Origin of the sequence: Pseudomonas sp. P42 (assembly GCF_017973755.1) — a bacterium.
Taxonomy (GTDB): domain Bacteria; phylum Pseudomonadota; class Gammaproteobacteria; order Pseudomonadales; family Pseudomonadaceae; genus Aquipseudomonas; species Aquipseudomonas iridis.
On sequence record NZ_JACOPU010000002.1, the window covers coordinates 94,628 to 118,275 of the forward strand.

Here is a 23,648-nt window from a genome sequence, read left to right on the forward strand (position 1 = left end):
CACGCCGTTGAATGGCGGGGTCATAAGAGTCGAGTCGGGAGCAAAGCGTAAGTCGGCGGTTTCCGGTTAAGTTGTAGGCCTTCTCCTAGGAAGCGTAGTCCTGCGTTAACGCAAGGTCCTCGGCCTGCTGCCGGGACCCTTCGTGAACAGTGGATGGCGTGCGCAGAGAATCAGGTGGCGTGGTGAAAATGCGGGTAGTCATCCATGGTGAAGCCGCCGTTGAAACGCGCATTGGTCTTGTCGCAAATATGAATGACTGCATCGACGGCACCGCGAAAGCAGGGCTCGGTCCAACCGGCATCGACTGAAAATGACTCTCCCGATAAATACAGGCCCGAAGCCTTTGAATAGTCTCGGTTGTATTTCAGCAGGCGGACGGCATCGTGGTAAGTCCCGGGACGGTAAAGCTTGGCGCACCCCAACGAATTTTTATCGGTCATCCAGCGCTGTACGACGGCTTGTTGCAGGCCAATGTACGGGGAAATACGTTGTTGAATATTGCTGGAGTTCATGAGGATTCTGTCCAGTTCTTCTGCGCACTTTGCGATCAGTTCTTTGTCGCTGAAGCAGGAAAGTTTGGTTGCGTCGTCCTCCCAGGTGTAACTCAAAAGAATGCAGTCGTAGCTGTAGTTCTCGTTGTAGCGGTAGGTATAAACGTCATGGATAAAGCTGTCCGTGACAATCGCTTGGGGAATGTTGGTATTGCCCGACAGAAAGGATTTTTTCAGCGGTGCGAAGACCTTGCAGCTGGTTTCCCAGTGCGCGGTTTTGTACGCGTTAATCGTTTCGAACGGCAGCATCTGAGGCGTGAAGTCTTCCAGCTTGACTCGGGTCTCGATCAACCATGAGGGCAGCGTCATGATCACTGAATCAAAGTCATTGAAGTGTTCCTGGGTCAACTCGGGCTGGCTATGTTTGCGGTTGAAATAGACGCGGATTTTTCCGTTGCCGAGTTTTTTCAATCTGCTGACGGCGCAGTCGGTCAACAGGCCTTCACTGCTTTGCTGGCAGTGCTCATAAAACGATTGGGTGGACTCGTCGGGCTTCATGAACATCAGGCATTCACTCAGCGCAGCGAGCCCCAGATAGCGTGGTTTATCAAACTGCAGGCCAGTCGAATCGAAAACCGCATTGGTGTTCACAAGGGGTGAGTCAGGCAACGGGTCGCCTTGTTCATCCACTCGGCCATGCACTAATTGCAAATGGCTGCTGAAACCAAATATGGCGGTGCGCAGAGGATATAACGCGCACACGTCATAGAAGGCTCCCCAGCTACCGTCGCCAATCCCGATGGCGTAGAAAATGGCCGACTCCTTTGCCGACATGCCCATCCCGCCAAAGTCACCGGGGGCGTCGCGATTCCAGCGCTGCAAGGCAGGCATGCCAACCAGTTCGCGGAAGGATACGGCGTGGTATTTTTCGACGATAGCGGCCCAGGCGGCTTCCCAGTCATCGCCCGCGTACATTTCGGCGACATGCCGGGTCATGCGGTCGGCGAAAGCTCTCCACTTGGCGTGCACCGCTTGCAGTTCATCGCTGGGAGGCGGCGTCTGGCCGTCGGTATTTTTCCAGATCAGCATTTGCGGTGCCGCATCGACCGCCAGACGGCCCTCGCGCAGGTAAATGCCGGTTGATTTGACCCATTGGCTGCCAGGGTTGGCGAAGTCCGACAGCGACAAGTCAAAGGTCTTCGCGTAATAGGCCATGAGCGATCGACCCTCAGTCGGCAACTCGCCTTCGCGGTTGAACAGAGGCATGCGCATCGCGCCCATTTCAAACGGGGTATGACTCGCGCTGGATTGAGGGCTTCCCGGAACGGTCAGGTGCCTGCCGCCTATGCGGGAGGATTGCTCGATCAGCGTGATATGCCTGAAGCCGCAGCGCAGCAACTCTCGGGCGGCGGTGAGACCGGTGACGCCAGCGCCAATGATGCAGATCCGGTGTTGTGGGTCAGTGGCGCGAGCGATGCCGTCTTTTTGCTCGACCAATGCGCGATAGTCAAAGCACAAGTCAGGAGGATTGGGAAAGCGGGGCTTCCATTTGGATGGCGTTGAGCGTTTTTTGCGAACCTCAACGCCAGCGGCTTGTGATGGGTAGTTGTAACTGGATCCGATGGTCACTGTTCATCTTCCTTGATGCGATGTGCATGCGAAGGAGTCTGTACGGCGAACCTATGTATGGACAGTCGTAAAAGAGGTCGGAAAGCTGATCTGTTTTCGCTGGTTTGTGTGGGAAAAAACACGCCAAGAGCCGTCCATGTGAAAGGGCTACTCGCACATGGACGTCTGTCTGATTGTGTTTATGCAGCCTGCTGAAACTGCTGCCGATACTGGTTTGGCGACAATTCAGTGTGCTGACGGAACAGCCGCGCGAAGAAGCTCGCATCGTCATAACCGACTTCATAACTGATGGTCTTGATGCTCTTGCGGCTGGCGGACAACAAGCCCTTGGCCGTTTCGATGCGCAGGCGTTGCAGATAGTGCAGGGGTTTGTCGCCGGTGGCGGTCTGGAAGCGGCGCATGAAATTGCGGATGCTCATGCCGTGCTCGCGCGCGACGTCCTCGAAGCGAAACTTGTCGGCGAAGTGCTCTTCGAGCCAGTGCTGGATCTGCAGGATGATCACGTCCTGATGCAGCTTCTGCCCGCCAAAACCGATGCGGCCCGGCGAGTAGCTGCGCTGCACTTCGTAGAGGATGTCACGCGCAACAGCCTGTGCGACGTTGGCGCCGCAGAAGCGCTCGATCAAGTAGATGTAGAGGTCGCAGGCCGAGGTGGTACCGCCGGCACAGTAGAGATTGTCTGCATCGGTCAGGTGTTTGTCCTGATTGAGGTAGACCTTGGGGAAGCGCTCGGTGAAAGCGTTGAAAAAACGCCAGTAGGTCGTAGCTTCCTTGCCATCGAGCAGGCCGGCCTCGGCCAGCCAGAACACCCCGGTGGCTTCGCCGCACAGGACGGCTCCGCGAGCGTGTTGCTCACGCAGCCACGGCAGGACTTGCGGGTAGCGGGTACACAGCGTGTCGAAATCGTCCCAGAACGCCGGGAGGATGATGATATCGGTATTTTCCAGGCCGCCGTCCACTGGCATGACCACATTACTGAAGCTTTTCACCGGCTTGCCATCGGGGCTGACCAGGCGGGTTTCGAACGCCGGAGTCAGGCCTTGGCCCAGTTGCTTGCCGTAACGCAGGCTCGCCACATGGAAGAAGTCCTTGGCTTGCATGAGTGTGTAGGCGAAAACCTGGTCGATCGCCAGGATGCTGACGCGCCGCAAGGGCGTGGAGACGTGCTTGGACATAATTCAACTTTTGTTTTGTTTTTATAAGGGAAAGTGGTCACCAGACGGCTGGATCGTCTTATTTTTTGTCGGATGTGTCCAGTGTCCTCTATCGGAGGGGAGGCTTAGTCTCTGAAGGACACAGCCCTCCAACAAGAAAGAAAGGTGCCGCATGATCCCCAGAACCTTGTTCAGTTCCGAGCACGAATTGTTCCGCGACAGCGTACGAACCTTCCTCGAAAAAGAGGCCGTGCCGTTTCACGGGCAATGGGAGAAACAAGGCCACATCGACCGTAAACTCTGGAACAAGGCAGGGGAGGCGGGGATGCTCTGCTCGCATCTGCCGGAAGAGTACGGTGGCTTGGGGGCGGACTTTCTTTACAGTGCGGTGGTGATCGAAGAGGTTGGGCGATTGGGCCTGACGGGCATCGGTTTTTCGTTACATTCAGACATTGTTGCGCCCTACATTCTGCATTACGGCAGCGAAGCGCTGAAGCATAAATACCTGCCGAAACTGGTGTCGGGCGAGATGGTCACGGCCATTGCCATGACTGAGCCCGGCGCGGGTTCCGACCTGCAAGGCGTCAAGACCACCGCCGTGCTGGACGGTGACGAGTACGTGATCAACGGCTCCAAGACCTTTATCACCAACGGCTTTCTCGCTGATCTGGTGATTGTCGTCGCCAAGACCGATCCAAAGGCTGGCGCCAAGGGCACGAGTCTGTTTCTGGTGGAGGCGAATACGCCGGGCTTCGAGAAGGGCAAACGCCTGGAGAAGGTCGGAATGAAGGCCCAGGATACGTCGGAATTGTTCTTCCAGGACGTACGCGTGCCGAAGGAAAATTTACTGGGGCAGGCCGGGGCGGGGTTCGCTTACCTGATGCAGGAATTGCCGCAAGAGCGTTTGACCGTGGCGATTGGTGGTCTCGCTTCGGCGGAAGCAGCGTTGCAGTGGACAATCGATTACACCCGTGATCGCAAGGCATTCGGCAAGGCGATTGCCGATTTCCAGAACACCCGCTTCAAACTGGCGGAAATGGCGACGGAAATTCAGATCGGTCGCGTGTTCGTTGATCGCTGTCTTGAGCTGCATCTGCAAGGCAAGCTCGATGTGCCGACGGCGGCGATGGCCAAGTACTGGGGCACTGACCTGCAATGCAAGGTGCTCGACGAATGCGTGCAGTTGCACGGCGGTTACGGGTTCATGTGGGAATACCCGGTGGCTCGGGCGTGGGCGGATGCGCGGGTGCAGCGGATTTATGCCGGCACCAATGAAATCATGAAGGAGATCATTGCGCGGTCGCTTTGAGTTTTGCAGTGAGTTGACAGGCCCCTTCGCGAGCAGGCTCGCTCCCACAGGTACGGTGATCTCCTGTGGGAGCTAGCTAGCTTGCTCGCGAAAGCGTTGCATCAAACGATCACGGCGCTGGATTCGGATGATCCTTGTGAATCGCCTCGATCCCCGCCAGCACTTCATCCGACAGTTTCAGATCGAAACTGGCGATGTTGCTGTCCAACTGCTCAAGCGTTGTCGCGCCAATGATGTTGCTGGTGACGAACGGCTGCTGAGTCACGAACGCCAAGGCCATTTGCGCCGGATCCAGACCGTGTTCACGGGCCAGTGCGACATAACGGCTGCACGCCGCTTCCGATTGCGCGTTGAAATAGCGGCTGAAGCGGCTGTAGAGGCTCAGACGACCTTTTGCTGGACGCGCGCCACCTTCGTACTTGCCGGACAGGAAACCGAACGCCAGCGGCGAATAAGCGAGCAAGCCGCATTGTTCGCGGATGGCGATTTCTGCCAGGCCAATTTCAAAGCTGCGGTTGAGCAGGTTGTAGGGGTTCTGGATCGACACGGCACGCGGCCACCCCCGTGCTTCGGCCAGGGCGAGGAAGCGCATGGTGCCCCACGGCGTTTCGTTGGACAGGCCGATGTGGCGGATTTTGCCGGCCTTCACTTGCTCGTCGAGTGCTTCGAGGGTGTCTTCAAGTGGCGTCAGGTTGGCTTCGATCTTGTGTTTGTAGCCCAGCTGTCCAAAAAAGTTGGTGCTGCGCTCCGGCCAGTGCAGTTGGTAGAGGTCGATGTAATCGGTCTGCAGACGCTTGAGGCTGGCATCCACCGCTTCCGTGATGTGTTGGCGGTTGTGGCGCAGGTTTTTGTCGCGGATGTAGTCGATGGTGTTGCCGGGGCCGGCGATCTTGCTGGCCAGGATCCAGTCGGCGCGATCACCACGGCTTTTGAAGTAATTGCCGATATAACGCTCGGTGGTGGCATAGGTTTCGGCTTTCGGCGGTACCGGATACATCTCGGCGGTGTCGATGAAATTGATCCCGGCCTCTTTGGCCCGTTCGATCTGGGCGAAGGCTTCAGCTTCAGTGTTTTGCTCGCCCCAGGTCATGGTGCCGAGGCAGATTGCACTCACGTTCAGGTCGGTACGGCCTAGCTGGCGATAGTCCATCGGGTGCTCCTTGGGCAAAACAATCATAAAAGCAGGTTGAAATATTTTTCGCAATCTGCATAATTGCCGACCTCTTTCTGCAGTGGAAGTGATGCGCCGCCGCCGAAGAATCTTGCCGTTGAACGGACGCGCCGACCCGAGCCCCCGAAAGCGTCTGTATCCGGCTGCCTTTGACTTGTCAAAGTACGCACTATTCAGTAAGATCCGCCGTCTAATTTACAGGGCGGCCCCTGAGGCTATAAAGAATGAAAACTTTTACTGCTAAACCAGAAACAGTAAAGCGCGACTGGTTTGTCGTCGACGCTGCTGGTCAGACCCTGGGTCGTCTGGCCACCGAAATCGCGAGCCGTCTGCGTGGCAAGCACAAGCCTGAGTACACTCCTCACGTTGATACCGGCGACTACATCGTCGTAATCAATGCTGAGCAGATTCGTGTTACCGGTGCTAAAACCACTGACAAAATGTACTACTCCCACTCCGGTTTCCCGGGCGGCATCAAGTCGATCAACTTTGAAAAGCTGATCGCTAAAGCCCCTGAGCGCGTGATCGAGACCGCGGTTAAAGGCATGCTGCCTAAAAACCCGCTGGGTCGCGACATGTACCGTAAGCTGAAAGTCTATGCGGGCGCTGCACACCCACATACTGCTCAGCAGCCCCAAGAACTGAAGTTTTAACGGAATAGTACATTATGTCGGCGACTCAAAATTACGGCACTGGCCGTCGCAAGACCGCAACCGCACGCGTTTTCCTGCGTCCGGGTACTGGTAATATCTCCATCAACAACCGTTCGCTGGAAAACTTCTTCGGCCGCGAAACTGCCCGCATGGTAGTTCGTCAGCCGCTGGAGCTGACTGAGACTGTCGAGAAGTTCGACATCTACGTCACCGTGATCGGTGGTGGTGTAAGTGGTCAGGCTGGCGCAATCCGCCACGGCATCACTCGCGCTCTGATGGACTACGACGAAACCCTGCGTGGCGCTCTGCGCAAAGCTGGCTTCGTTACTCGCGACGCCCGTGAAGTTGAACGTAAGAAAGTTGGTCTGCGTAAAGCGCGTAAGCGTCCGCAGTACTCGAAGCGTTAATTCCGCTTCCGCGTTCAAAAGAACGCCCGCCTCCTCACGGAAGCGGGCGTTTTTTTATGCCTGCGATTTATCAAAAGAATTGCGCTGTGACAACTTGCCACATTCATAGAGCCCCTATACTGCAAGGCTTGAGGGTGAGAGCTCCGGGTAATTCCCTTGTCAGAATTGGGGCTTTTCATTACCATTCGGCAAAATTTTTATAAGTAACATTGATTTATTTAGTAGATGCCTGATTTAACAGGCCACAAAAGCTGATGGGAGAGGACTGAATGAGCAATGACGGCGTGAATGCAGGCCGGCGTCGCTTCTTGGTAGCAGCCACATCCGTGGTGGGTGCTGCAGGAGCGGTGGGGGCTGCGGTCCCGTTCGTGGGGTCATGGTTTCCCAGTGCCAAGGCGAAAGCCGCTGGTGCACCGGTGAAAGTGAATGTCAGCAAAATCGAGCCAGGACAGCAGATGATTGCTGAATGGCGCGGCCAGCCGGTGTTCATTGTCCGCCGTACCGAGGAAATCCTGGGGAATCTTAAAAAGATCGAGGGGCAACTCTCCGATCCGACCTCCAAAAACTCCACGCAACCCACCTATGTCGACCCTGAAGTGCGTTCGATCAAGCCGGAAATTCTCCTGCTGATCGGGATTTGCACACACTTGGGTTGCTCACCGACCTTCCGTCCCGAAGTGGCACCTGCGGATCTGGGTAAAGACTGGGTAGGCGGTTATTTCTGTCCTTGCCACGGTTCCCACTACGATCTGGCTGGCCGCGTCTACAAGTCGCAACCCGCGCCTTTGAACCTGCCAGTTCCCCCGCATTCCTATGAGACCGATGACCTGATTGTCATTGGCGTCGATACGGAGAAAGCGTGATGAGCAAGTTCATGGATTGGGTTGATGCGCGCTTCCCTGCCACAAAAATGTGGGAAGACCATCTCAGCAAGTATTACGCTCCAAAGAACTTCAACTTCTTCTACTTTTTCGGCTCGCTGGCGCTGCTGGTTCTGGTTAACCAGATCGTCACCGGTGTCTGGCTGACGATGAGCTACACCCCGTCGGCAGAAGAAGCGTTCGCTTCCGTTGAATACATCATGCGCGACGTCGAGTACGGCTCGATCCTGCGTCTGCTGCACTCGACTGGCGCTTCGGCGTTCTTCATCGTGGTCTATCTGCACATGTTCCGTGGTTTGCTCTACGGTTCGTACCAGAAACCGCGTGAGCTGGTCTGGGTGTTCGGCATGCTGATCTACCTGGCGCTGATGGCCGAAGCCTTCATGGGTTATTTGCTGCCGTGGGGTCAGATGTCCTACTGGGGTGCGCAGGTGATCATCTCGCTGTTCGGTGCGATTCCGCTGATCGGCGACGACCTGACCCAGTGGATTCGTGGTGACTACCTGATCTCCGGGATCACCCTGAACCGCTTCTTCGCCTTGCACGTTGTGGCCTTGCCGATCGTGATTCTCGGTCTGGTGGTGCTGCACATTCTGGCGCTGCATGAAGTGGGTTCAAACAACCCTGACGGCGTCGATATCAAGAAGCACAAAGACGAGAACGGCATCCCGCTGGATGGCATTCCTTTCCATCCGTACTACACCGTGAAAGACATTGTCGGTGTTGTAGTGTTCTTGTTCATCTTCTGCTTTATCGTGTTCTTCTTCCCGGAAATGGGTGGCTATTTCCTCGAAAAGCCGAACTTTGAACCGGCCAACCCGTTCAAGACGCCAGAGCACATTGCGCCGGTTTGGTATTTCACGCCGTACTACGCGATCCTGCGGGCGATCCCGGACAAACTCATGGGTGTTATCGCCATGGGTGCGGCCATTGCAGTGCTGTTCGTCTTGCCATGGCTCGATCGTAGTCCGGTCAAGTCGATGCGCTATAAAGGCTGGATGAGCAAAATCTGGCTGGTGGTGTTCTGCATTTCGTTCGTGATCCTCGGCATTCTCGGCGTTCTGGCGCCGACCCCGGGTCGTACGTTGCTATCGCAGGTCTGCACCTTCCTGTACTTCGCCTACTTCATTCTGATGCCGTTCTACACCAGGCTCGAGAAGACCAAACCGGTTCCGGAAAGGGTGACTGGCTGATGAAAAAGTTATTTTTTGCTCTGATTTTTGCTGCTTTGCCTGTCCTGTCTTTCGCGGCCCCACACGGTGGTCCGGAACTGGAAAAAGTCGACATTGACGTCGGCGACAAGGCTGCTCTGCAGGATGGTGCGCGTACCTTTGCCAACTATTGCATGGGTTGCCACAGTGCCAAGTTTCAGCGTTATGAGCGGGTTGCCGATGATCTTGGCGTACCCCACGAACTGATGCTGGAGAAGCTGGTGTTCACTGGCGCCAAGATCGGTGACCACATGAACATCGGCATGCAGCCGGCCGACGCCAAGACCTGGTTCGGCGCAGCGCCGCCGGATCTGACGCTGGTGGCTCGAGTTCGTGGTACTGACTGGCTCTACGGTTACCTGAAGTCGTTCTACGAAGACCCTGCACGTCCATGGGGCGTGAACAACACGGTCTTCCCGAACGTCGGCATGCCTAACGTGCTGGTCGGCCTGCAAGGTCGTCAGGTCGTGGGTTGCAAACAGGTGCAGATCGTCGAGGACGGCAAGAAGCAATATGATCCGCTGACCGGTACGCCTCTGACTCACGAAGCGTGCGATCAACTGACCATCGTGCCGAAATCCGGTGCTCTGAATGAAGAGCAGTTCGATGAGAAGGTCAAGAATCTGGTAACCTTCCTGGCTTACTCGGCTAACCCGGTTAAGCTGCAACATCAGCGCATCGGTACTTACGTTTTGCTGTACCTGGCGTTCTTCTTTGTGTTCGCCTATTTGCTCAAGCGTGAATACTGGAAAGACGTGCACTGATACGCTTCAAGCATTGCTGTTAATCGCGCGCGCCCAAGGGCGCCTCCGACAACGTAGCGCCTGGTAAGCCAGGTGTTGCGGGAGGCGCCCTCTGGGCGCGCGCGTTTTTCCGGTTCCGATAATTTCAACAAGCGAGGAGGATCGCCATGGGCGTGACCAATCGGTTGGCCTGCTACTCCGACCCCGCCGACCACTATTCCCACCGAGTGCGCATCGTGCTTGCAGAGAAGGGTGTCAGCGCCGAAATCATTTATGTGGAAGCTGGTCGCCAGCCGCCTAAACTGATTGAGGTGAACCCTTACGGAAGTCTGCCGACGCTGGTCGATCGTGACCTGGCGTTGTGGGAGTCGACCGTGGTGATGGAGTATCTGGATGAGCGTTACCCGCACCCGCCGTTGCTGCCGGTTTACCCGGTGGCACGTGCCAACAGCCGACTGCTGATTCATCGCATTCAGCGTGACTGGTGTGGTCTGGTGGATCTGATTCTGGATCCTAAAAGCAAGGAGGCCGCGCGCGTCGTGGCGCGCAAGGAATTGCGCGAAAGCCTGACTGGCGTGTCGCCGCTGTTTGCCGACAAGCCGTTTTTCCTCAGTGAGGAACAAAGTCTGGTGGATTGCTGCCTATTGCCAATACTCTGGCGTTTGCCGATTCTGGGTATTGAACTGCCGCGGCCTGCCAAGCCGTTGCTTGATTACATGGAGCGCTCGTTTGCGCGTGAGGCTTTCCAGGCGAGTCTGTCTGGTGTCGAACGCGACATGCGCTAAGGCTTAAGGAGCCGCTATGAACTCCAGTCGACCTTATCTGGTCCGCGCGCTCTACGAGTGGATTGTGGATAACGATTGCACCCCGCACATGCTGGTTAACTCCGAGTATCCAGCCGTGCAGGTGCCGCAGGGTTTCGCCAGTGACGGGCAGATTGTTCTGAACATCTCGCCAAGTGCTGTGCGTCATTTGCACATGGACAACGACGTGGTGACCTTTGAAGGTCGCTTCGGTGGTGTACCGCACAGTCTGTACGTGCCGATCAGCGCCATCCTGGGCATTTATGCCCGGGAGAACGGTCAGGGCATGGTGTTCGATATCGAGTCGCCGATGGGTGACGAAGACGATATCGAGCAGGACGATGACCTGCCGCCACCGGACAGCGAGCCACCGCGCCCAAGCGGCCGGCCAAGTCTGAAGGTAGTGAAGTAATAAAAAAGGCGATCCGGATGGATCGCCTTTTTTATTGCCTGCTTTAAACCTGTAAGAGCTGCCGAAGGCTGCTCCTACCAGGCAGAAGTCAGTCGATGTACTCGAACAGCTTCACAATCTTCTGCACGCCGGATACGCCCTGCACCAGGTTGGTCGCCTGAGCGGCTTCCTGCTTGGTCAGCAGGCCCAGCAGATAGACGATGCCATTCTCGGTCACGACCTTGATGCGCGAGCCGGGGATACTGGCGTCGGTGAGCATCTGGGTCTTGATCTTGGTGGTCAGCCACGTGTCGTTCTGACGCGCCAGCAGGGAGGAGGGTGGCAGCACTTGCAGCTCGTTGTGCACCTTCTTCACGCGCTGAACGTTGGCAGCGGCCTGTTCGGCCTTGGCCTTGAGGTCTGCGCGCGGTGTCTGGCCAGCCAGCAGCACGACGCCGTTGAAACTGGTGACGACCACGTGCGAGTCGTTGTCCAGCGCCGGGTCGGCCTTGGCCACGTTAACGCCCACTTTGGTTTCGATCAGCGAGTCATCGATTTTGCTGCCGAAGGTGCGAGTGCCGCGGTCGTCATCAATCGGCGCTTCACGGCTGGCATTCACCACCGAAGTGCAGCCGCTGATGCCGAGGCACAGAGTCAAGGCCAGAAGGCCAAGGCGATTAGGGGTCATTCTTCACTCCCGAACAGTTGGCTGTCGATCAGATCGCAGAGGCAATGGATCGCCAGCAAGTGGACTTCTTGAATACGTGCAGTGACGTTGGCCGGTACGCGAATCTCGACGTCCTCGGGCAACAGCAGTGACGCCATGCCGCCGCCATCGCGTCCGGTCAAAGCTACGACAATCATTTCGCGATCATGTGCGGCCTGGATCGCTTGAATAATGTTCGCCGAGTTACCGCTGGTCGAAATCGCCAGCAAAACATCGCCTGGCTGACCGAGTGCACGGATCTGCTTGGAGAACACTTCGTTGTAGCTGTAGTCGTTGGCGATCGAGGTGATCGTCGACGTATCGGTGGTCAGGGCGATGGCCGGCAGGCTCGGACGCTCGCGCTCGAAGCGGTTGAGCAGTTCCGAGGAGAAATGCTGGGCGTCGCCGGCAGAACCACCGTTGCCGCACGAAAGCATTTTGCCTTCGTTGAGCAGGGCGTTGACCATGATCTGGCTGGCTTGCTCGATGTGCGGTGCAAGTACGTCCATCGCCTGTTGCTTGGTGTCGATACTGGCCTGAAAAAGCTGGCGAATTCGCGATTGCATGTCCATCTGTGTGACCTTAAGTAGCGCGGCTGTTCGGCACATGAATGTGCAGCCCGCAAAGCAAAGAGCAAAAGTTGTCGGGTGGAAATATCCGGGTTGGCGGCAGGCAATCAACTGTCGAAAGCATTCTGCAACCAGTTCAGCTGGCTCGGATGGCTGTCGATGGCCACCACGTCGAAGCGGCAGGGGGAATTGGCCCAACGCGACTCGCGCTGAAGAAAATACTGTGCAGCGAAAATCAGTTTCTGCTGCTTGCGCCCATCGATGCTAGCGAGCGCACCACCCCATTGAGTGTTTTTTCTGTAGCGAACTTCAACGAATACTACTGTATCGCCATCAAGCATGACCAGATCAAGCTCGCCGCGTTTACATAACCAGTTCTGCGCCAGCAGGCGCAGCCCCTGATTTTGTAGATGTTCGAGCGCCTGCCGCTCGGCATCCTTACCGCTTTGCGAGCGTGACCTGTCAGGCATTAGCGCTGGGTGTCCGGCAGGCGCTGAACCTGGCCGCTGACGAATTGAGCCCAAGGCAGCTGACGCACAATACGCTGAGTCTGGGTCATGCTGAGGCTGCCCGACTGACCTTCGATGCGGCTGTCCGGCAGGGCTTTGAGTTGGCCCAGACGCGGTGCCAGACGATAAGCATCCGCGCCCATGGCGTACAGACGCCCAAGGCTGCCGGCGGCTTGTGGCCACTGCGCGGTGACTTGCTGGCGCAGCGGATCGCTGGTTTCCAGCAGCCAAGGCGTTTCGCAGAAGCGGACGCCGTTCATGTCGTTGTACTGGTTCACATCGCCGCTGGCGCTGTAAACGTGCGAGGTCGCATAGACGGGAACGTCACCGGCGTACTGGAAATTCAGGGTCGGCTTGATCTGCTGCGCCTGTTGCGGAGTCGCGGCGAGGAAGATGAATTCGATGTCCTGGCGGCGCGATGGCTGAGCGGCGACGTTGGTGCCTGCAGCATTTTGCAGGCTCTTGGCGCGGGCTTCGCTCTGGCGCAGCTGGAACATGTCGGCAATTTGCTGGGCCAGTTGCACTGGCTGGTCGACGCGCTCGGTGGCAACGATGCTGCCGCCATTGGCTTGCCAATCCTGGCTGAACGCACGCAGGACGCGGTCGCCCCATTCGCCTTTCGGCACCATGATCGCGGCGCGTTGCAGGCCATCTGCGCGGGCACGGCGGGATACTTCGCGGGCTTCGTCTTCAGCGGCCAGGCCAAACTGGAACAGCTGCGCCGGACCTTGATCACCTTCGCTGTAGTTCAGCGCGAGGGTGGTGATCGGCAGTTGCGGGCGGGTGCTCAGTTGTTTGACCAGCGTTTTTTCCAGTGGGCCGACGACCAGTTGCACGCCGTCAGCCTGAGCCTTACGGTAGAACTCGTCCATGGAGGTCAGTTTCGAGCTGTCATAGAACTCGATCGCTGGTGGCTTCTGCCCGGCCTGTTGGGCCTGATAGTGCGCAGCCATGAAACCTTCGCGCAGTGCTTTGCCGACCGACGCCAGTTGGCCGTCCTGTGGCAGCAGCAGGGCGATTTTGCTCAGCGGCTGGCTGGCCAGTTCCTTGAGCTTGGTCAGCGGCAGCGGCAGATTGATTGCTGCCGGGTGCTTTGGATTCTGCGCGCGCCAGGTATCGATTGCGGCTTGTTGCTTTTCGAGCGTGCCGGCGGTTTTCACGGCCAGCGCCAGACCCATCCAGCCGCCGAGGTCATCGGTGGTGTTCGGTTGCAGTTGATCGGTCGGCAGTGAGGCGATCAATGTCCAGATCGCTTCATGGTTCTTGCTCGCAGCTTCGTCTTTCAGCATCGGCGCAATGAAGATGCGCTCGCGGGCGGCAGCCAGGGTCTGACCATCGGCTTCGAGGGCGCGGGCATGAACGGTGCCGGTGCGGACTTGTTGCTCTTCCGGCATCTCACCCAGTTTCTGCAGGCTTGGATGGCTCAGGGCGGTCAGCGCCGCTTTCGGCTGATTACGCGTCATCGCGAGTTCGGCGGACAGCGTATTGGCAAAAATCTGCTGGCCCGGCTTGAGTTGCTCCACCGGCACTTGTTGCAGGATCTGCGCAGACTGCCCGGCATTGCCTTGGCGATAAGCCAGGTCTGCTGCGCTCAGGCGCAACAGGGCGGCTTTTTCCGGGGTTTTAGCCTGGGAAGCCTGTTCGAGCAGTTGCTCGATGCTGGCGTCCGGAGTCCGTGGAAGTTCGCCAAGGCTGGAGGAAGGGGAGCTGGCGCAAGCCGCCAAAAGGGCAGCGAGGCAGAGGGCAGTGAACAGCCGCAGGCAAGCGATCATGTAAGTGTTCCTGATACTCGATCAAATTAGCGTGGAATTGTACCCAAGCACTGGCCGGGGCGCGATGTTGCTGGCGTGAATCGGTCAATTTAGCTGAAGTAAATGTTGCGGCGTCGCATGACTGCGCGCAAAAACCGCAGGCCAGCAGAGGACGTCGCAAGCCTCGTGACGCGTTACAATGCCGGTTTTTACCGATCATGAGGTGTGCGCTTTGACTGCTCCAGGTTCCCTGAATTCCGCTACCGGCTCGCTTTATGTGGTGGCGACGCCCATCGGCAACCTGGACGACATCAGCGCCCGGGCACTGAAAATCCTCCGTGAAGTGGCGCTGATCGCTGCCGAGGATACGCGTCACTCGCAACGACTGATGCAGCACTTCGGTATTTCGACGCCGTTGGCCGCTTGCCACGAACATAACGAACGAGATGAAGGTAGCCGCTTTATCACCCGTCTGCTGGCGGGAGATAGCGTCGCGCTGATTTCCGACGCGGGCACGCCGCTGATTTCCGATCCGGGCTATCACCTGGTGCGTCAGGCTCGCGCTGCCGGGATCAATGTGGTGCCGGTGCCGGGTGCCTGCGCTTTGATCGCAGCATTGTCGGCAGCAGGCTTGCCGTCTGATCGATTCATCTTCGAAGGTTTCCTGCCGGCCAAGTCGGTTGGGCGCAAGGCGCGACTCGAAGCAGTCAAGGAAGAGCCGCGTACGCTGATTTTCTACGAAGCCCCGCACCGCATTCTGGAATGTCTACAGGACATGGAAGCAGTGTTCGGCGGCGAACGGCAGGCACTGCTGGCCCGTGAAATCACCAAAACCTTTGAAACGCTCAAGGGGCTGCCACTGGCTGAATTGCGCGCATTCGTCGAGTCCGACAGTAATCAGCAGCGCGGCGAGTGCGTGGTGCTGGTCGCCGGCTGGACTGCCCCTGAGAGCGAGGACGCGGTCAGCAGCGAAGCCATGCGCATCCTCAATCTGTTGCTTGAAGAGATGCCGCTCAAGCGTGCCGCCGCGCTGGCAGCGCAGATCACCGGTGAGCGTAAAAACGTCCTTTATCAGGTCGCGCTGGATAAACAGAAAGACGTGTAAGCCGTCGCCCATAGCGGTCTTGAGGCTTTTAGCGCTTGTTCTTCGCTCACTCTGCCGTTAACCTTCGCGGCGGAGAGTCGATCGGACAGTCGCTGCCCTCTATGAAAATTAGGGGGGGGAGGAAAGTCCGGGCTCCATAGGGCGAAGTGCCAGGTAATGCCTGGGAGGCGTGAGCCTACGGAAAGTGCCACAGAAAATAACCGCCTAAGCGCTTCGGCGCCGGTAAGGGTGAAAAGGTGCGGTAAGAGCGCACCGCGCGTCTGGCAACAGTTCGTGGCTAGGTAAACCCCACTTGGAGCAAGACCAAATAGGGTCCCAAGGCGTGGCCCGCGCTGGGACCGGGTAGGTTGCTAAAGATGTCCAGTGATGGCCATCGTAGACGAATGACTGTTCAAGACAGAACCCGGCTTACAGATCGACTCTCCACCTTTTTCTTTCCCTGCTTGAATCAATGGCATCGGGGCTGTGTAATATCAGCAGGCCTGCTCTTAAAGTTCGGCAGCGGCAATTGCAGTAATAGCCTTTTCCCACCTTGCTTCAATCAACAGCAGAAGCGCTTTTGTAATACCGAAAAAATCTTACTCTTAACAAATTACTTTAACTTTCGAGCGCAGCTTTCAGTGCTGCATCAAGTTATGGGTCAAAAGTCCCCGTCAGATTCTCGTTACTCCTCCTTTTATGCTCCTAAATCTCCGTTCTGTAAGGCTTTTCCTTTAATCCGCGCCTTGACGGTGTGGTAGCCGCATTCCTATAGTGTGCACAAGTGGCGGAAAGTGGCATGAAGTGGGTTTTTTGAGCTCAAAACGATAAAAATTGGAGAAACGCAGACGTGTTTCGCGGAGCTAACGCTATCAGTCTCGATGCAAAGGGCCGTCTCGCTATGCCGAGCCGGTACCGTGACGAGCTCGATTCGCGTAGTTCTGGCCAATTGATCGTCACCATTGATGCCGTTGATCCGTGTCTTTGTGTCTACCCGCTCGACGAGTGGGAAATTATTGAAACCAAGTTGCGCGCGCTCCCTTCGCTTCGTGAAGAGAACCGTCGCTTGCAGCGTTTATTGATTGGTAATGCCGTCGACCTCGAACTCGATGGCAGTGGTCGTTTTCTGGTTCCACCGCGTCTGCGCGAATACGCAAAGCTTGATAAGAAAGCGATGCTGGTGGGCCAACTGAACAAGTTCCAATTGTGGGACGAGGATGCATGGAACGCGGTATCTGCCGCTGACCTTGCTGCCATTCAACAACCGGGCGCGATGCCTGATGAACTGCGTGATTTGATCCTGTGACTATTGATAGCGGCTTTAACCACATCACCGTACTGCTTGACGAAGCCGTCGAGGCTCTCGCCGTACGTCCTGATGGCTGCTATCTGGACGGTACGTTCGGGCGCGGCGGACACAGTCGGTTGATCCTCAGCCAGCTCGGACCGGACGGTCGACTCATCGGATTCGACAAGGATCCTCAAGCGATTGCCACCGGGCAAACGCTAGCGGCCGAAGACGGCCGCTTTGTCGTTGTGCAGCGCAGCTTTGCCGAGCTCGGTTCTGAAATCGCCGAGCGCGGTCTGGCCGGCAAGGTCAGCGGTATTCTGCTCGACCTGGGCGTGTCCTCGCCGCAGCTCGATGACGCTGAGCGCGGTTTCAGTTTCCTCAACGACGGTCCGCTGGACATGCGCATGGATCCGTCCCGCGGCATCAGCGCCGCTGAATTCGTCAACACCGCGCCGGCTGAAGAAATCGCCCGGGTGTTCAAGGAATACGGTGAAGAGCGTTTCTCCGGCCGCATGGCACGTGCCGTCGCCGAGCGTCGCGATATCAAGCCTTTCGAGCGTACCGCCGATCTGGCCGAAGTGCTCAAGGTTGCCAACCCGGCATGGGAAAAGGGCAAGAACCCGGCCACCCGTGCGTTCCAGGGTTTGCGCATTCACGTCAACAACGAATTGGGCGATCTGGAAGCCGGCCTCGAAGCAGCGCTGGAAGCCCTGGAAGTGGGCGGCCGTCTGGTCGTGATCAGCTTCCATTCGCTGGAAGACCGCATCGTCAAACTGTTCATGCGCAAGCTGGTGAAAGGCGAAGCCGATAACCTGCCGCGCAACCTGCCGGTTCGCCATGTGGCGTTCGAGCCGAAAATCAAAGTCCATGGCAAAGCGCAGACGGCCTCCGACGCCGAACTCAAAGCCAACCCACGTTCCCGTAGCGCCGTCATGCGCGTCGCGGAGAAATTGCGTTGAGCAAGCTTTTCGCCAAGCCACTGCCCGGCGGCAGCTTTTTCATGCTGCTGCTGTTTGTTGCCGTGCTCGTGTCGGCCATCGCGGTGTCTTACAGCGCGCACTGGAACCGCCAGCTGCTCAACAATCTTTATAACGAACTCAGCGTGCGCGACAAGGCGCAGGCCGAGTGGGGTCGCTTGATTCTCGAGCAAAGCACCTGGACCGCGCACAGCCGGATCGAAGTGCTGGCCACCGAACAACTGAAAATGCATATCCCTGGCGCGGCTGACGTGAAGATGGTGGCGCCATGATGAAACTTGAAGGCGCACTGTTCCCGTGGCGCTTCCGCCTGATGGTGACGCTGCTCGGTTTGATGGTGGCTGCGATCTGCTGGCGCATCATTGACCTGCAAGTGGTTGACCGTGACTTCCTCAAAGGTCAGGGCGATGCACGCAGTCTTCGTCACATCCCGATTCCTGCTCACCGTGGTCTGATCACCGACCGTAACGGCGAGCCTTTGGCCGTCAGTACCCCGGTAACCACCCTGTGGGCCAACGCCAAGGAAATGCAGGCGGCCAAAGAGAAGTGGCCAGCACTGGCCGCCGCGCTGGGTCAGGACCCGAAAGCCCTGACCGAACGCCTTGAGGCGCAGGCCAACAAAGAATTCATTTATCTGGTGCGCGGGCTAACCCCTGAGCAAGGCCAGTCCGTGCTCGACCTGAAAGTGCCGGGCGTTTACGGCATCGAAGAATTCCGCCGGTTCTACCCTGCCGGTGAGGTCACCGCGCACATGGTCGGCTTTACCGACATCGATGATCACGGGCGCGAAGGCGTCGAACTGGCCTACGACGAATGGCTGGCCGGTGTGCCGGGCAAGCGACAAGTCATCAAGGATCGGCGCGGTCGGCTGATCAAGGATGTCCAGGTCACCAAAAACGCCAAGGCCGGCAAGCCCTTGGCGTTGTCCATTGACCTGCGTCTGCAATATCTGGCCAATCGTGAGCTGCGTAACGCGATCATCGAGAACGGCGCCAAGGCTGGCAGCCTGGTGATCATGGACGTGAAGACCGGCGAGATCCTCGCCATGGTCAACCAGCCTACCTACAACCCGAACAACCGTCGCAACCTGCAACCGGCGATGATGCGTAACCGCGCGATGATCGACGTGTTCGAACCGGGTTCGACCATGAAAGCCATCTCGATGGCCGCCGCGATCGAAACCGGCCGCTGGAAACCGAGCGATACCGTCGAGGTTTATCCAGGCACGCTGCAGATTGGCAAATACACCATCAAGGACGTTTCGAGGTCTGAAGGTCCGGTACTCGACCTGACCGGCATCCTGATCAATTCCAGTAACGTCGGCATGAGTAAGGTCGCGTTCGATATCGGCGGTGAAACGATTTTCCGCCTGGCGCAGAAAGTCGGTCTCGGCCAGGACACCGGCCTCGGCTTTCCGGGCGAGCGTGTCGGCAACCTGCCGAACTACCGCGAATGGCGCAAGGCAGAGACGGCGACGCTGTCCTACGGTTACGGTATTTCCGTCACTGCGATTCAACTGGTTCACGCCTTCTCGGCGCTGGCCAACAACGGTCGTCTCGCGCCGCTGACGCTGATCAAAACCGACAAGATGCCGCAGACCACGCAAGTGCTGCCGGAAACTGTCGCGAAAACCTTGCAGGGCATGTTGACCCAAGTGATCGAAGCCCCGCGCGGTGTGTTCCGTGCGCAGGTGCCGGCGTATCACGTGGCGGGCAAATCGGGTACGGCGCGCAAGACTTCGGTGGGCACCAAGGGCTACGCCGAAAACTCCTACCGTTCGCTGTTCGCCGGCTTCGGCCCGATGAGCGATCCGCGTTACGCCATCGTTGTGGTGATCGATGAACCAAGCAAGGCCGGTTACTTCGGTGGCCTGGTTTCCGCGCCGGTGTTCAGCCGTGTGATGTCCGGCACCCTGCGCTTGATGAACGTGACCCCGGATAACCTGCCGACCCCACAACAGGCCAACACTACCCCGGTCGTTCCGCTGAAAGCCAATGGAGGGCGCGGCTGATGTCATTAAGTCTGAACAAGATATTCCCCCACGCCGGCCACGATCTGTTGATTCGTGAATTGGCGCTGGATAGCCGTAACGTACGTGCGGGCGACCTGTTCCTCGCGGTGCCGGGCGGCAAATTCGATGGGCGTGCGCACATTGCCGATGCCTTGCAACGTGGCGCCGCTGCTGTGGCCTATGAAGTGGAAGGCGCCACTGTGCTGCCAATCACCGATGTGCCGCTGATTCCGGTCAAGGGCCTGGCAGCGCAGCTGTCGGACATTGCCGGGCGTTTTTACGGTGAGCCAAGCCATCACCTGAACCTGGTGGGGGTGACGGGCACCAACGGTAAAACCAGCGTGACCCAACTGGTTGCGCAGGCGCTGGATCTGCTCGGCCAGCATTGCGGCATTGTCGGCACCCTCGGTTCCGGCTTCTATGGCGCATTGCAAAGCGGCCTGCACACCACGCCGAATCCGATCGCCGTGCAAGCGACTCTGGGCGACCTGAAAAAGGCTGGCGCCAAAGCCGTGGCCATGGAAGTGTCGTCCCACGGTCTGGATCAGGGCCGCGTCACCGCGCTGGCGTTCGACGTTGCCGTGATGACCAACCTGTCCCGCGATCATCTGGATTATCACGGCACGATGGAGGCTTACGCGCAGGCCAAGGCCAAGCTGTTCGCCTGGAATGATCTGAAGTGCCGTGTGGTCAACCTCGACGACGATTTCGGCCGGCAACTGGCCGCCGAAAAACGCGAGTCGCGTTTGATCACCTACAGCCTGCTCGACAGCAGCGCTTACCTGTACTGCCGCGAAGCACAGTTTGACGATCACGGCGTGCGCGCCACCTTGGTCACGCCGCAGGGCGAGCATCATCTGCGCAGCACGCTGCTCGGCCGTTTCAACCTGAGCAACGTATTGGCAGCCGTTGGCGCCTTGCTCGGCCTGGATTACGCGCTCGACGAAATTCTCAAGGTACTGCCGAAACTCGAAGGCCCGGCCGGACGCATGCAGCGTCTTGGCGGCGGCACTCAGCCGTTGGTGGTGGTCGATTACGCGCACACCCCGGATGCGCTGGAAAAAGTCCTGACGGCTTTGCGCCCGCACGTCAAAGGTCAGTTGCTGTGCCTGTTCGGCTGTGGCGGTGATCGTGATCGCGGCAAGCGTCCGTTGATGGCTGAAGTGGTCGAGCGTCTGGCCGATCAAGTGCTTGTCACCGATGACAATCCGCGCACCGAAGACCCGGCAGTGATTTTCGATGACATCCGCGCCGGTTTCACGGCTGTTGATAAAGTCACCTTCGTCTCCGGTCGTGGTCAGGCAATCGCGCAATTGATTGCTGACGCTTCGGCGGATGACGTGATCGTTCTGGCCGGTAAAGGTCACGAGGACTATCAGGAAATCAACGGCGAGCGTCATGCCTTTTCCGATCTGGTCGAAGCGGATCACGCGCTGACCGCTTGGGAGGTGGCCCATGCTTAAGGCCCTGACACTCAGCGAGCTGACCAACGCGCTCGACGCACGCCTGATCAGCGCCGATGCCAGTTTCGACGGCGTGAGCATCGACAGCCGCGGGATCAAACCCGGCCAGCTGTTTATTGCCCTGACTGGCCCGCGTTTCGACGGTCATGATTATCTGAACGACGTCGCCGGCAAAGGCGCCGTTGCTGCATTGGTCGAGCGCGAAGTCGCCGACAGCACCTTGCCGCAATTGCTGGTCAAGGACACCCGTCAGGCCTTGGGCCAGTTGGGTGCCTTGAACCGTGCCGCGTTCACTCAGCCAGTGGCTGCCGTCACCGGTTCCAGCGGCAAGACCACGGTCAAGGAAATGCTCGCCAGCATCCTGCGCACGCGCGGTCCGGTGCTGGCAACACGCGGCAACCTGAACAACGACCTCGGTGTTCCGCTAACCCTGATCGAGCTCGCGCCGGAACACACCTCCGCCGTGATCGAACTGGGCGCCTCGCGTCTGGGCGAAATCGCCTACACCGTCGGGCTGACCAAGCCGCACGTAGCGATCCTGAACAATGCCGGTACCGCTCACGTTGGTGAGTTCGGTGGCCCGGAAAAAATCGTCGAAGCCAAAGGCGAAATCATCGAAGGGCTGGCGGCCGATGGCATCGCCGTGCTCAACCTCGACGACAAGGCCTTTGGTATCTGGAAGACCCGCGCTGCCGGTCGCAAAGTGCTGACCTTCGCGCTGAGCAACACTCAAGCGGACTTCTACGCCAGCGACCTGAGCACTGATGCACGCGGTTGCCCGGCCTTCAATCTGCACACGCCCGAAGGTAGCGAGCGCGTTCAACTGAACCTGCTCGGCACCCATAACGTTGCCAACGCCATGGCCGCCGCCGCTGCTGCCCACGCTTTGGGTGTGTCGCTGTTCGGCATCGCCACTGGCCTTGGCGCGGTGCAACCGGTCAAGGGCCGCACCGTCGCGCAATTGGCGAAAAACGGCATGCGCGTGATTGATGACACTTACAACGCAAACCCCACCTCGATGTGCGCGGCCGTTGATATACTCGCCGGCTTTTCCGGCCGCACCGTCCTGGTGCTCGGAGATATCGGCGAGTTGGGCGATTGGGCGGAGCAGGGGCACCGCGACGTGGGCGAATACGCCCGGGGCAAGGTTTGCGCGCTGTACGCGGTCGGGCCGAACATGGTTCACGCCGTCAACGCATTCGGTGAGCAGGCGCATCACTTCGGCACACAGGCCGAACTGATCCAGGCCCTGGACGCCGAGCAGGACACAAACACCACCATTTTGATCAAGGGTTCGCGCAGTGCAGCGATGGAAAACATCGTTGCGGCTCTGTGTGGGTCCAGTCTGGAGAAACATTAATGCTGCTGCTGCTAGCGGAGTATCTGCAACAGTTCCACAAAGGCTTCGCGGTCTTTCAGTACCTGACCCTGCGCGGGATCCTCGGTGTGCTGACCGCGCTGGTTTTGTCGCTGTGCTATGGCCCGTGGATGATCCGCACTCTGCAGAACCGTCAGATCGGCCAGTCCGTTCGTAACGATGGTCCGCAATCGCACCTGTCCAAGTCGGGTACACCGACCATGGGCGGCGCGCTGATTCTGTCGTCCATCGGCGTCAGTACGTTGCTCTGGGCTGACCTGAGCAACCGCTATGTCTGGACCGTGCTGCTGGTGACCCTGTTGTTCGGCGCCATCGGCTGGGTCGACGATTACCGCAAAGTCATCGAGAAGAATTCGCGTGGCTTGCCAAGCCGCTGGAAGTATTTCTGGCAGTCGGTGTTTGGTCTGGGCGCGGCGATCTTCCTTTATATGACCGCTTCGACGCCGGTGGAAACCACGCTGATCCTGCCGATGCTCAAGGATTACAGCATTCCGCTGGGCTTCGGCTTCATCGTGCTGACCTATTTCGTGATCGTCGGTTCGAGCAACGCGGTCAACCTCACCGACGGCCTCGACGGTCTGGCGATCATGCCGACCGTGATGGTTGGCGGCGGTCTCGGCATCTTCTGCTACCTGTCGGGTAACGTGAAATTTGCTGAATACCTGTTGATCCCGTATGTGCCGGGCGCGGGCGAACTGATTGTGTTCTGCGGTGCGCTGATCGGTGCCGGTCTGGGTTTCCTCTGGTTCAACACCTATCCGGCCCAAGTCTTCATGGGCGACGTTGGCGCACTGGCGCTGGGTGCTGCACTGGGCACCATCGCGGTGATCGTCCGTCAGGAAATCGTCCTGTTCATCATGGGCGGCGTGTTCGTGATGGAAACCCTGTCGGTGGTCATCCAGGTAGCATCCTTCAAGCTGACCGGTCGCCGCGTATTCCGCATGGCACCGATACACCACCACTTTGAACTCAAGGGCTGGCCGGAGCCGCGCGTGATCGTCCGTTTCTGGATCATCACCGTGATTCTCGTGTTGGTTGGCCTTGCCACCCTGAAGCTGAGGTAGAA

At 58.2% G+C, this 23,648-nt stretch carries 23 protein-coding genes and 1 other RNA gene; 17 read left to right on the top strand and 7 right to left on the bottom strand.

What is annotated here, in order from left to right:
- Positions 1-170: 170 nt before the first annotated feature.
- Both H8B20_RS05365 and H8B20_RS05370 read right to left on the bottom strand, forming a co-directional pair.
- Positions 171-2,120 carry a flavin monoamine oxidase family protein gene (locus H8B20_RS05365; RefSeq protein WP_210622572.1) on the bottom strand — a complete coding sequence of 650 codons (1,950 nt, stop codon included), beginning with the start codon at positions 2,118-2,120 and terminating at the stop codon, positions 171-173.
- A gap of 179 nt (positions 2,121-2,299) precedes the next feature.
- On the bottom strand, positions 2,300-3,196 hold the full coding sequence (locus tag H8B20_RS05370; protein WP_196304183.1) for a GlxA family transcriptional regulator: 897 nt from the start codon (positions 3,194-3,196) through the stop codon (positions 2,300-2,302).
- A 250-nt stretch (positions 3,197-3,446) separates the two neighbouring features.
- Here H8B20_RS05370 and H8B20_RS05375 point away from each other — a divergent pair, with 250 nt between their 5' ends.
- Positions 3,447-4,583 (top strand): acyl-CoA dehydrogenase family protein, encoded by a 1,137-nt coding sequence (locus H8B20_RS05375; protein ID WP_042561001.1) that lies wholly within the window; start codon positions 3,447-3,449, stop codon positions 4,581-4,583.
- A 109-nt stretch (positions 4,584-4,692) separates the two neighbouring features.
- Here the strand turns inward: H8B20_RS05375 and H8B20_RS05380 are convergent, their stop codons facing one another.
- Positions 4,693-5,733 (bottom strand): NADP(H)-dependent aldo-keto reductase, encoded by a 1,041-nt coding sequence (locus tag H8B20_RS05380; protein ID WP_210622573.1) that lies wholly within the window; start codon positions 5,731-5,733, stop codon positions 4,693-4,695.
- Between the two features lie 245 nt (positions 5,734-5,978).
- Here H8B20_RS05380 and rplM point away from each other — a divergent pair, with 245 nt between their 5' ends.
- From rplM to H8B20_RS05415, 7 genes are all read left to right on the top strand, one after another.
- Complete coding sequence (gene rplM / locus H8B20_RS05385; RefSeq protein WP_007917032.1) at positions 5,979-6,407, top strand: 50S ribosomal protein L13; 429 nt, start codon at positions 5,979-5,981, stop codon at positions 6,405-6,407.
- A 14-nt stretch (positions 6,408-6,421) separates the two neighbouring features.
- Positions 6,422-6,814: a 30S ribosomal protein S9 gene (gene rpsI, locus H8B20_RS05390; protein WP_008080273.1), complete on the top strand. Its 393-nt coding sequence runs from the start codon at positions 6,422-6,424 to the stop codon at positions 6,812-6,814.
- 269 nt (positions 6,815-7,083) lie between these two features.
- Positions 7,084-7,677, top strand: a complete 594-nt coding sequence (gene petA, locus H8B20_RS05395; protein ID WP_007917031.1) for a ubiquinol-cytochrome c reductase iron-sulfur subunit — start codon at positions 7,084-7,086, stop codon at positions 7,675-7,677.
- Positions 7,677-8,888, top strand: coding sequence for a cytochrome b (locus H8B20_RS05400; protein WP_042561000.1), 1,212 nt, complete (start codon positions 7,677-7,679; stop codon positions 8,886-8,888). The genes petA and H8B20_RS05400 overlap by 1 nt, the downstream gene beginning before the upstream one ends.
- A complete protein-coding gene (locus H8B20_RS05405; protein WP_047303099.1) occupies positions 8,888-9,670 on the top strand; it encodes a cytochrome c1 in 783 nt (260 codons plus the stop codon). The genes H8B20_RS05400 and H8B20_RS05405 overlap by 1 nt, the downstream gene beginning before the upstream one ends.
- 146 nt (positions 9,671-9,816) lie before the next feature.
- Entirely contained in the window at positions 9,817-10,434 is a 618-nt protein-coding gene (locus tag H8B20_RS05410) for a glutathione S-transferase N-terminal domain-containing protein (protein WP_047303097.1), read from the top strand.
- Positions 10,435-10,450: 16 nt separating this feature from the next.
- Positions 10,451-10,864, top strand: a complete 414-nt coding sequence (locus H8B20_RS05415) for a ClpXP protease specificity-enhancing factor (protein ID WP_150592664.1) — start codon at positions 10,451-10,453, stop codon at positions 10,862-10,864.
- Between the two features lie 88 nt (positions 10,865-10,952).
- On the opposite strand, the gene H8B20_RS05420 is transcribed toward H8B20_RS05415, so the two are convergent.
- The 4 genes from H8B20_RS05420 to H8B20_RS05435 form a co-directional block, all read right to left on the bottom strand.
- Positions 10,953-11,531, bottom strand: a complete 579-nt coding sequence (locus tag H8B20_RS05420) for a BON domain-containing protein (RefSeq protein WP_042560996.1) — start codon at positions 11,529-11,531, stop codon at positions 10,953-10,955.
- Positions 11,528-12,121, bottom strand: a complete 594-nt coding sequence (locus H8B20_RS05425) for a phosphoheptose isomerase (protein ID WP_008082788.1) — start codon at positions 12,119-12,121, stop codon at positions 11,528-11,530. The genes H8B20_RS05420 and H8B20_RS05425 overlap by 4 nt, the downstream gene beginning before the upstream one ends.
- Positions 12,122-12,225: 104 nt before the next feature.
- On the bottom strand, positions 12,226-12,588 hold the full coding sequence (locus H8B20_RS05430) for a YraN family protein (RefSeq protein WP_150592666.1): 363 nt from the start codon (positions 12,586-12,588) through the stop codon (positions 12,226-12,228).
- A complete protein-coding gene (locus H8B20_RS05435) occupies positions 12,588-14,399 on the bottom strand; it encodes a penicillin-binding protein activator (RefSeq protein WP_210622574.1) in 1,812 nt (603 codons plus the stop codon). The genes H8B20_RS05430 and H8B20_RS05435 overlap by 1 nt, the downstream gene beginning before the upstream one ends.
- Before the next feature lie 178 nt (positions 14,400-14,577).
- On the opposite strand from H8B20_RS05435, the gene rsmI reads away from it, so the two are divergent.
- The 9 genes from rsmI (at position 14,578) to mraY (ending at position 23,646) form a co-directional block, all read left to right on the top strand.
- Positions 14,578-15,483 (top strand): 16S rRNA (cytidine(1402)-2'-O)-methyltransferase, encoded by a 906-nt coding sequence (gene rsmI / locus H8B20_RS05440; protein ID WP_401189624.1) that lies wholly within the window; start codon positions 14,578-14,580, stop codon positions 15,481-15,483.
- Positions 15,484-15,556: 73 nt separating this feature from the next.
- Positions 15,557-15,910: RNase P RNA component class A (gene rnpB, locus H8B20_RS05445), an RNA gene on the top strand.
- Positions 15,911-16,312: 402 nt separating this feature from the next.
- Positions 16,313-16,768 (top strand): division/cell wall cluster transcriptional repressor MraZ, encoded by a 456-nt coding sequence (mraZ, locus tag H8B20_RS05450; protein WP_042560992.1) that lies wholly within the window; start codon positions 16,313-16,315, stop codon positions 16,766-16,768.
- On the top strand, positions 16,765-17,712 hold the full coding sequence (gene rsmH, locus H8B20_RS05455; protein WP_390896372.1) for a 16S rRNA (cytosine(1402)-N(4))-methyltransferase RsmH: 948 nt from the start codon (positions 16,765-16,767) through the stop codon (positions 17,710-17,712). The genes mraZ and rsmH overlap by 4 nt, the downstream gene beginning before the upstream one ends.
- Entirely contained in the window at positions 17,709-18,002 is a 294-nt protein-coding gene (ftsL, locus tag H8B20_RS05460) for a cell division protein FtsL (protein ID WP_042560990.1), read from the top strand. Before rsmH ends, ftsL begins: the two co-directional genes overlap by 4 nt.
- The gene (locus tag H8B20_RS05465; protein ID WP_210622952.1) at positions 18,002-19,741 is read left to right on the top strand and encodes a peptidoglycan D,D-transpeptidase FtsI family protein; all 1,740 of its coding nucleotides are present in this window, start codon (positions 18,002-18,004) and stop codon (positions 19,739-19,741) included. The genes ftsL and H8B20_RS05465 overlap by 1 nt, the downstream gene beginning before the upstream one ends.
- A complete protein-coding gene (locus H8B20_RS05470) occupies positions 19,741-21,204 on the top strand; it encodes a UDP-N-acetylmuramoyl-L-alanyl-D-glutamate--2,6-diaminopimelate ligase (protein ID WP_200616143.1) in 1,464 nt (487 codons plus the stop codon). The genes H8B20_RS05465 and H8B20_RS05470 overlap by 1 nt, the downstream gene beginning before the upstream one ends.
- Complete coding sequence (locus H8B20_RS05475) at positions 21,197-22,564, top strand: UDP-N-acetylmuramoyl-tripeptide--D-alanyl-D-alanine ligase (protein ID WP_210622576.1); 1,368 nt, start codon at positions 21,197-21,199, stop codon at positions 22,562-22,564. The genes H8B20_RS05470 and H8B20_RS05475 overlap by 8 nt, the downstream gene beginning before the upstream one ends.
- On the top strand, positions 22,564-23,646 hold the full coding sequence (gene mraY, locus H8B20_RS05480) for a phospho-N-acetylmuramoyl-pentapeptide-transferase (RefSeq protein ID WP_047303084.1): 1,083 nt from the start codon (positions 22,564-22,566) through the stop codon (positions 23,644-23,646). Before H8B20_RS05475 ends, mraY begins: the two co-directional genes overlap by 1 nt.
- The last annotated feature ends 2 nt before the right edge of the window (positions 23,647-23,648 follow it).

Bases quoted from the DNA above. Each gene is read 5' to 3' on its own strand.
- H8B20_RS05420 (WP_042560996.1), bottom strand. From the start codon at position 11,531: ATGACCCCTAATCGCCTTGGCCTTCTGGCCTTGACTCTGTGCCTCGGC.
- H8B20_RS05425 (WP_008082788.1), bottom strand. From the start codon at position 12,121: ATGGACATGCAATCGCGAATTCGCCAGCTTTTTCAGGCCAGTATCGAC.
- H8B20_RS05465 (WP_210622952.1), top strand. From the start codon at position 18,002: ATGAAACTTGAAGGCGCACTGTTCCCGTGGCGCTTCCGCCTGATGGTG.
- H8B20_RS05415 (WP_150592664.1), top strand. From the start codon at position 10,451: ATGAACTCCAGTCGACCTTATCTGGTCCGCGCGCTCTACGAGTGGATT.
- H8B20_RS05405 (WP_047303099.1), top strand. From the start codon at position 8,888: ATGAAAAAGTTATTTTTTGCTCTGATTTTTGCTGCTTTGCCTGTCCTG.
- H8B20_RS05375 (WP_042561001.1), top strand. From the start codon at position 3,447: ATGATCCCCAGAACCTTGTTCAGTTCCGAGCACGAATTGTTCCGCGAC.
- H8B20_RS05410 (WP_047303097.1), top strand. From the start codon at position 9,817: ATGGGCGTGACCAATCGGTTGGCCTGCTACTCCGACCCCGCCGACCAC.
- H8B20_RS05400 (WP_042561000.1), top strand. From the start codon at position 7,677: ATGAGCAAGTTCATGGATTGGGTTGATGCGCGCTTCCCTGCCACAAAA.
- H8B20_RS05470 (WP_200616143.1), top strand. From the start codon at position 19,741: ATGTCATTAAGTCTGAACAAGATATTCCCCCACGCCGGCCACGATCTG.
- H8B20_RS05435 (WP_210622574.1), bottom strand. From the start codon at position 14,399: ATGATCGCTTGCCTGCGGCTGTTCACTGCCCTCTGCCTCGCTGCCCTT.
- H8B20_RS05475 (WP_210622576.1), top strand. From the start codon at position 21,197: ATGCTTAAGGCCCTGACACTCAGCGAGCTGACCAACGCGCTCGACGCA.
- petA (WP_007917031.1), top strand. From the start codon at position 7,084: ATGAGCAATGACGGCGTGAATGCAGGCCGGCGTCGCTTCTTGGTAGCA.
- rsmI (WP_401189624.1), top strand. From the start codon at position 14,578: ATGCCGGTTTTTACCGATCATGAGGTGTGCGCTTTGACTGCTCCAGGT.
- rplM (WP_007917032.1), top strand. From the start codon at position 5,979: ATGAAAACTTTTACTGCTAAACCAGAAACAGTAAAGCGCGACTGGTTT.
- H8B20_RS05430 (WP_150592666.1), bottom strand. From the start codon at position 12,588: ATGCCTGACAGGTCACGCTCGCAAAGCGGTAAGGATGCCGAGCGGCAG.
- H8B20_RS05380 (WP_210622573.1), bottom strand. From the start codon at position 5,733: ATGGACTATCGCCAGCTAGGCCGTACCGACCTGAACGTGAGTGCAATC.
- mraY (WP_047303084.1), top strand. From the start codon at position 22,564: ATGCTGCTGCTGCTAGCGGAGTATCTGCAACAGTTCCACAAAGGCTTC.
- rpsI (WP_008080273.1), top strand. From the start codon at position 6,422: ATGTCGGCGACTCAAAATTACGGCACTGGCCGTCGCAAGACCGCAACC.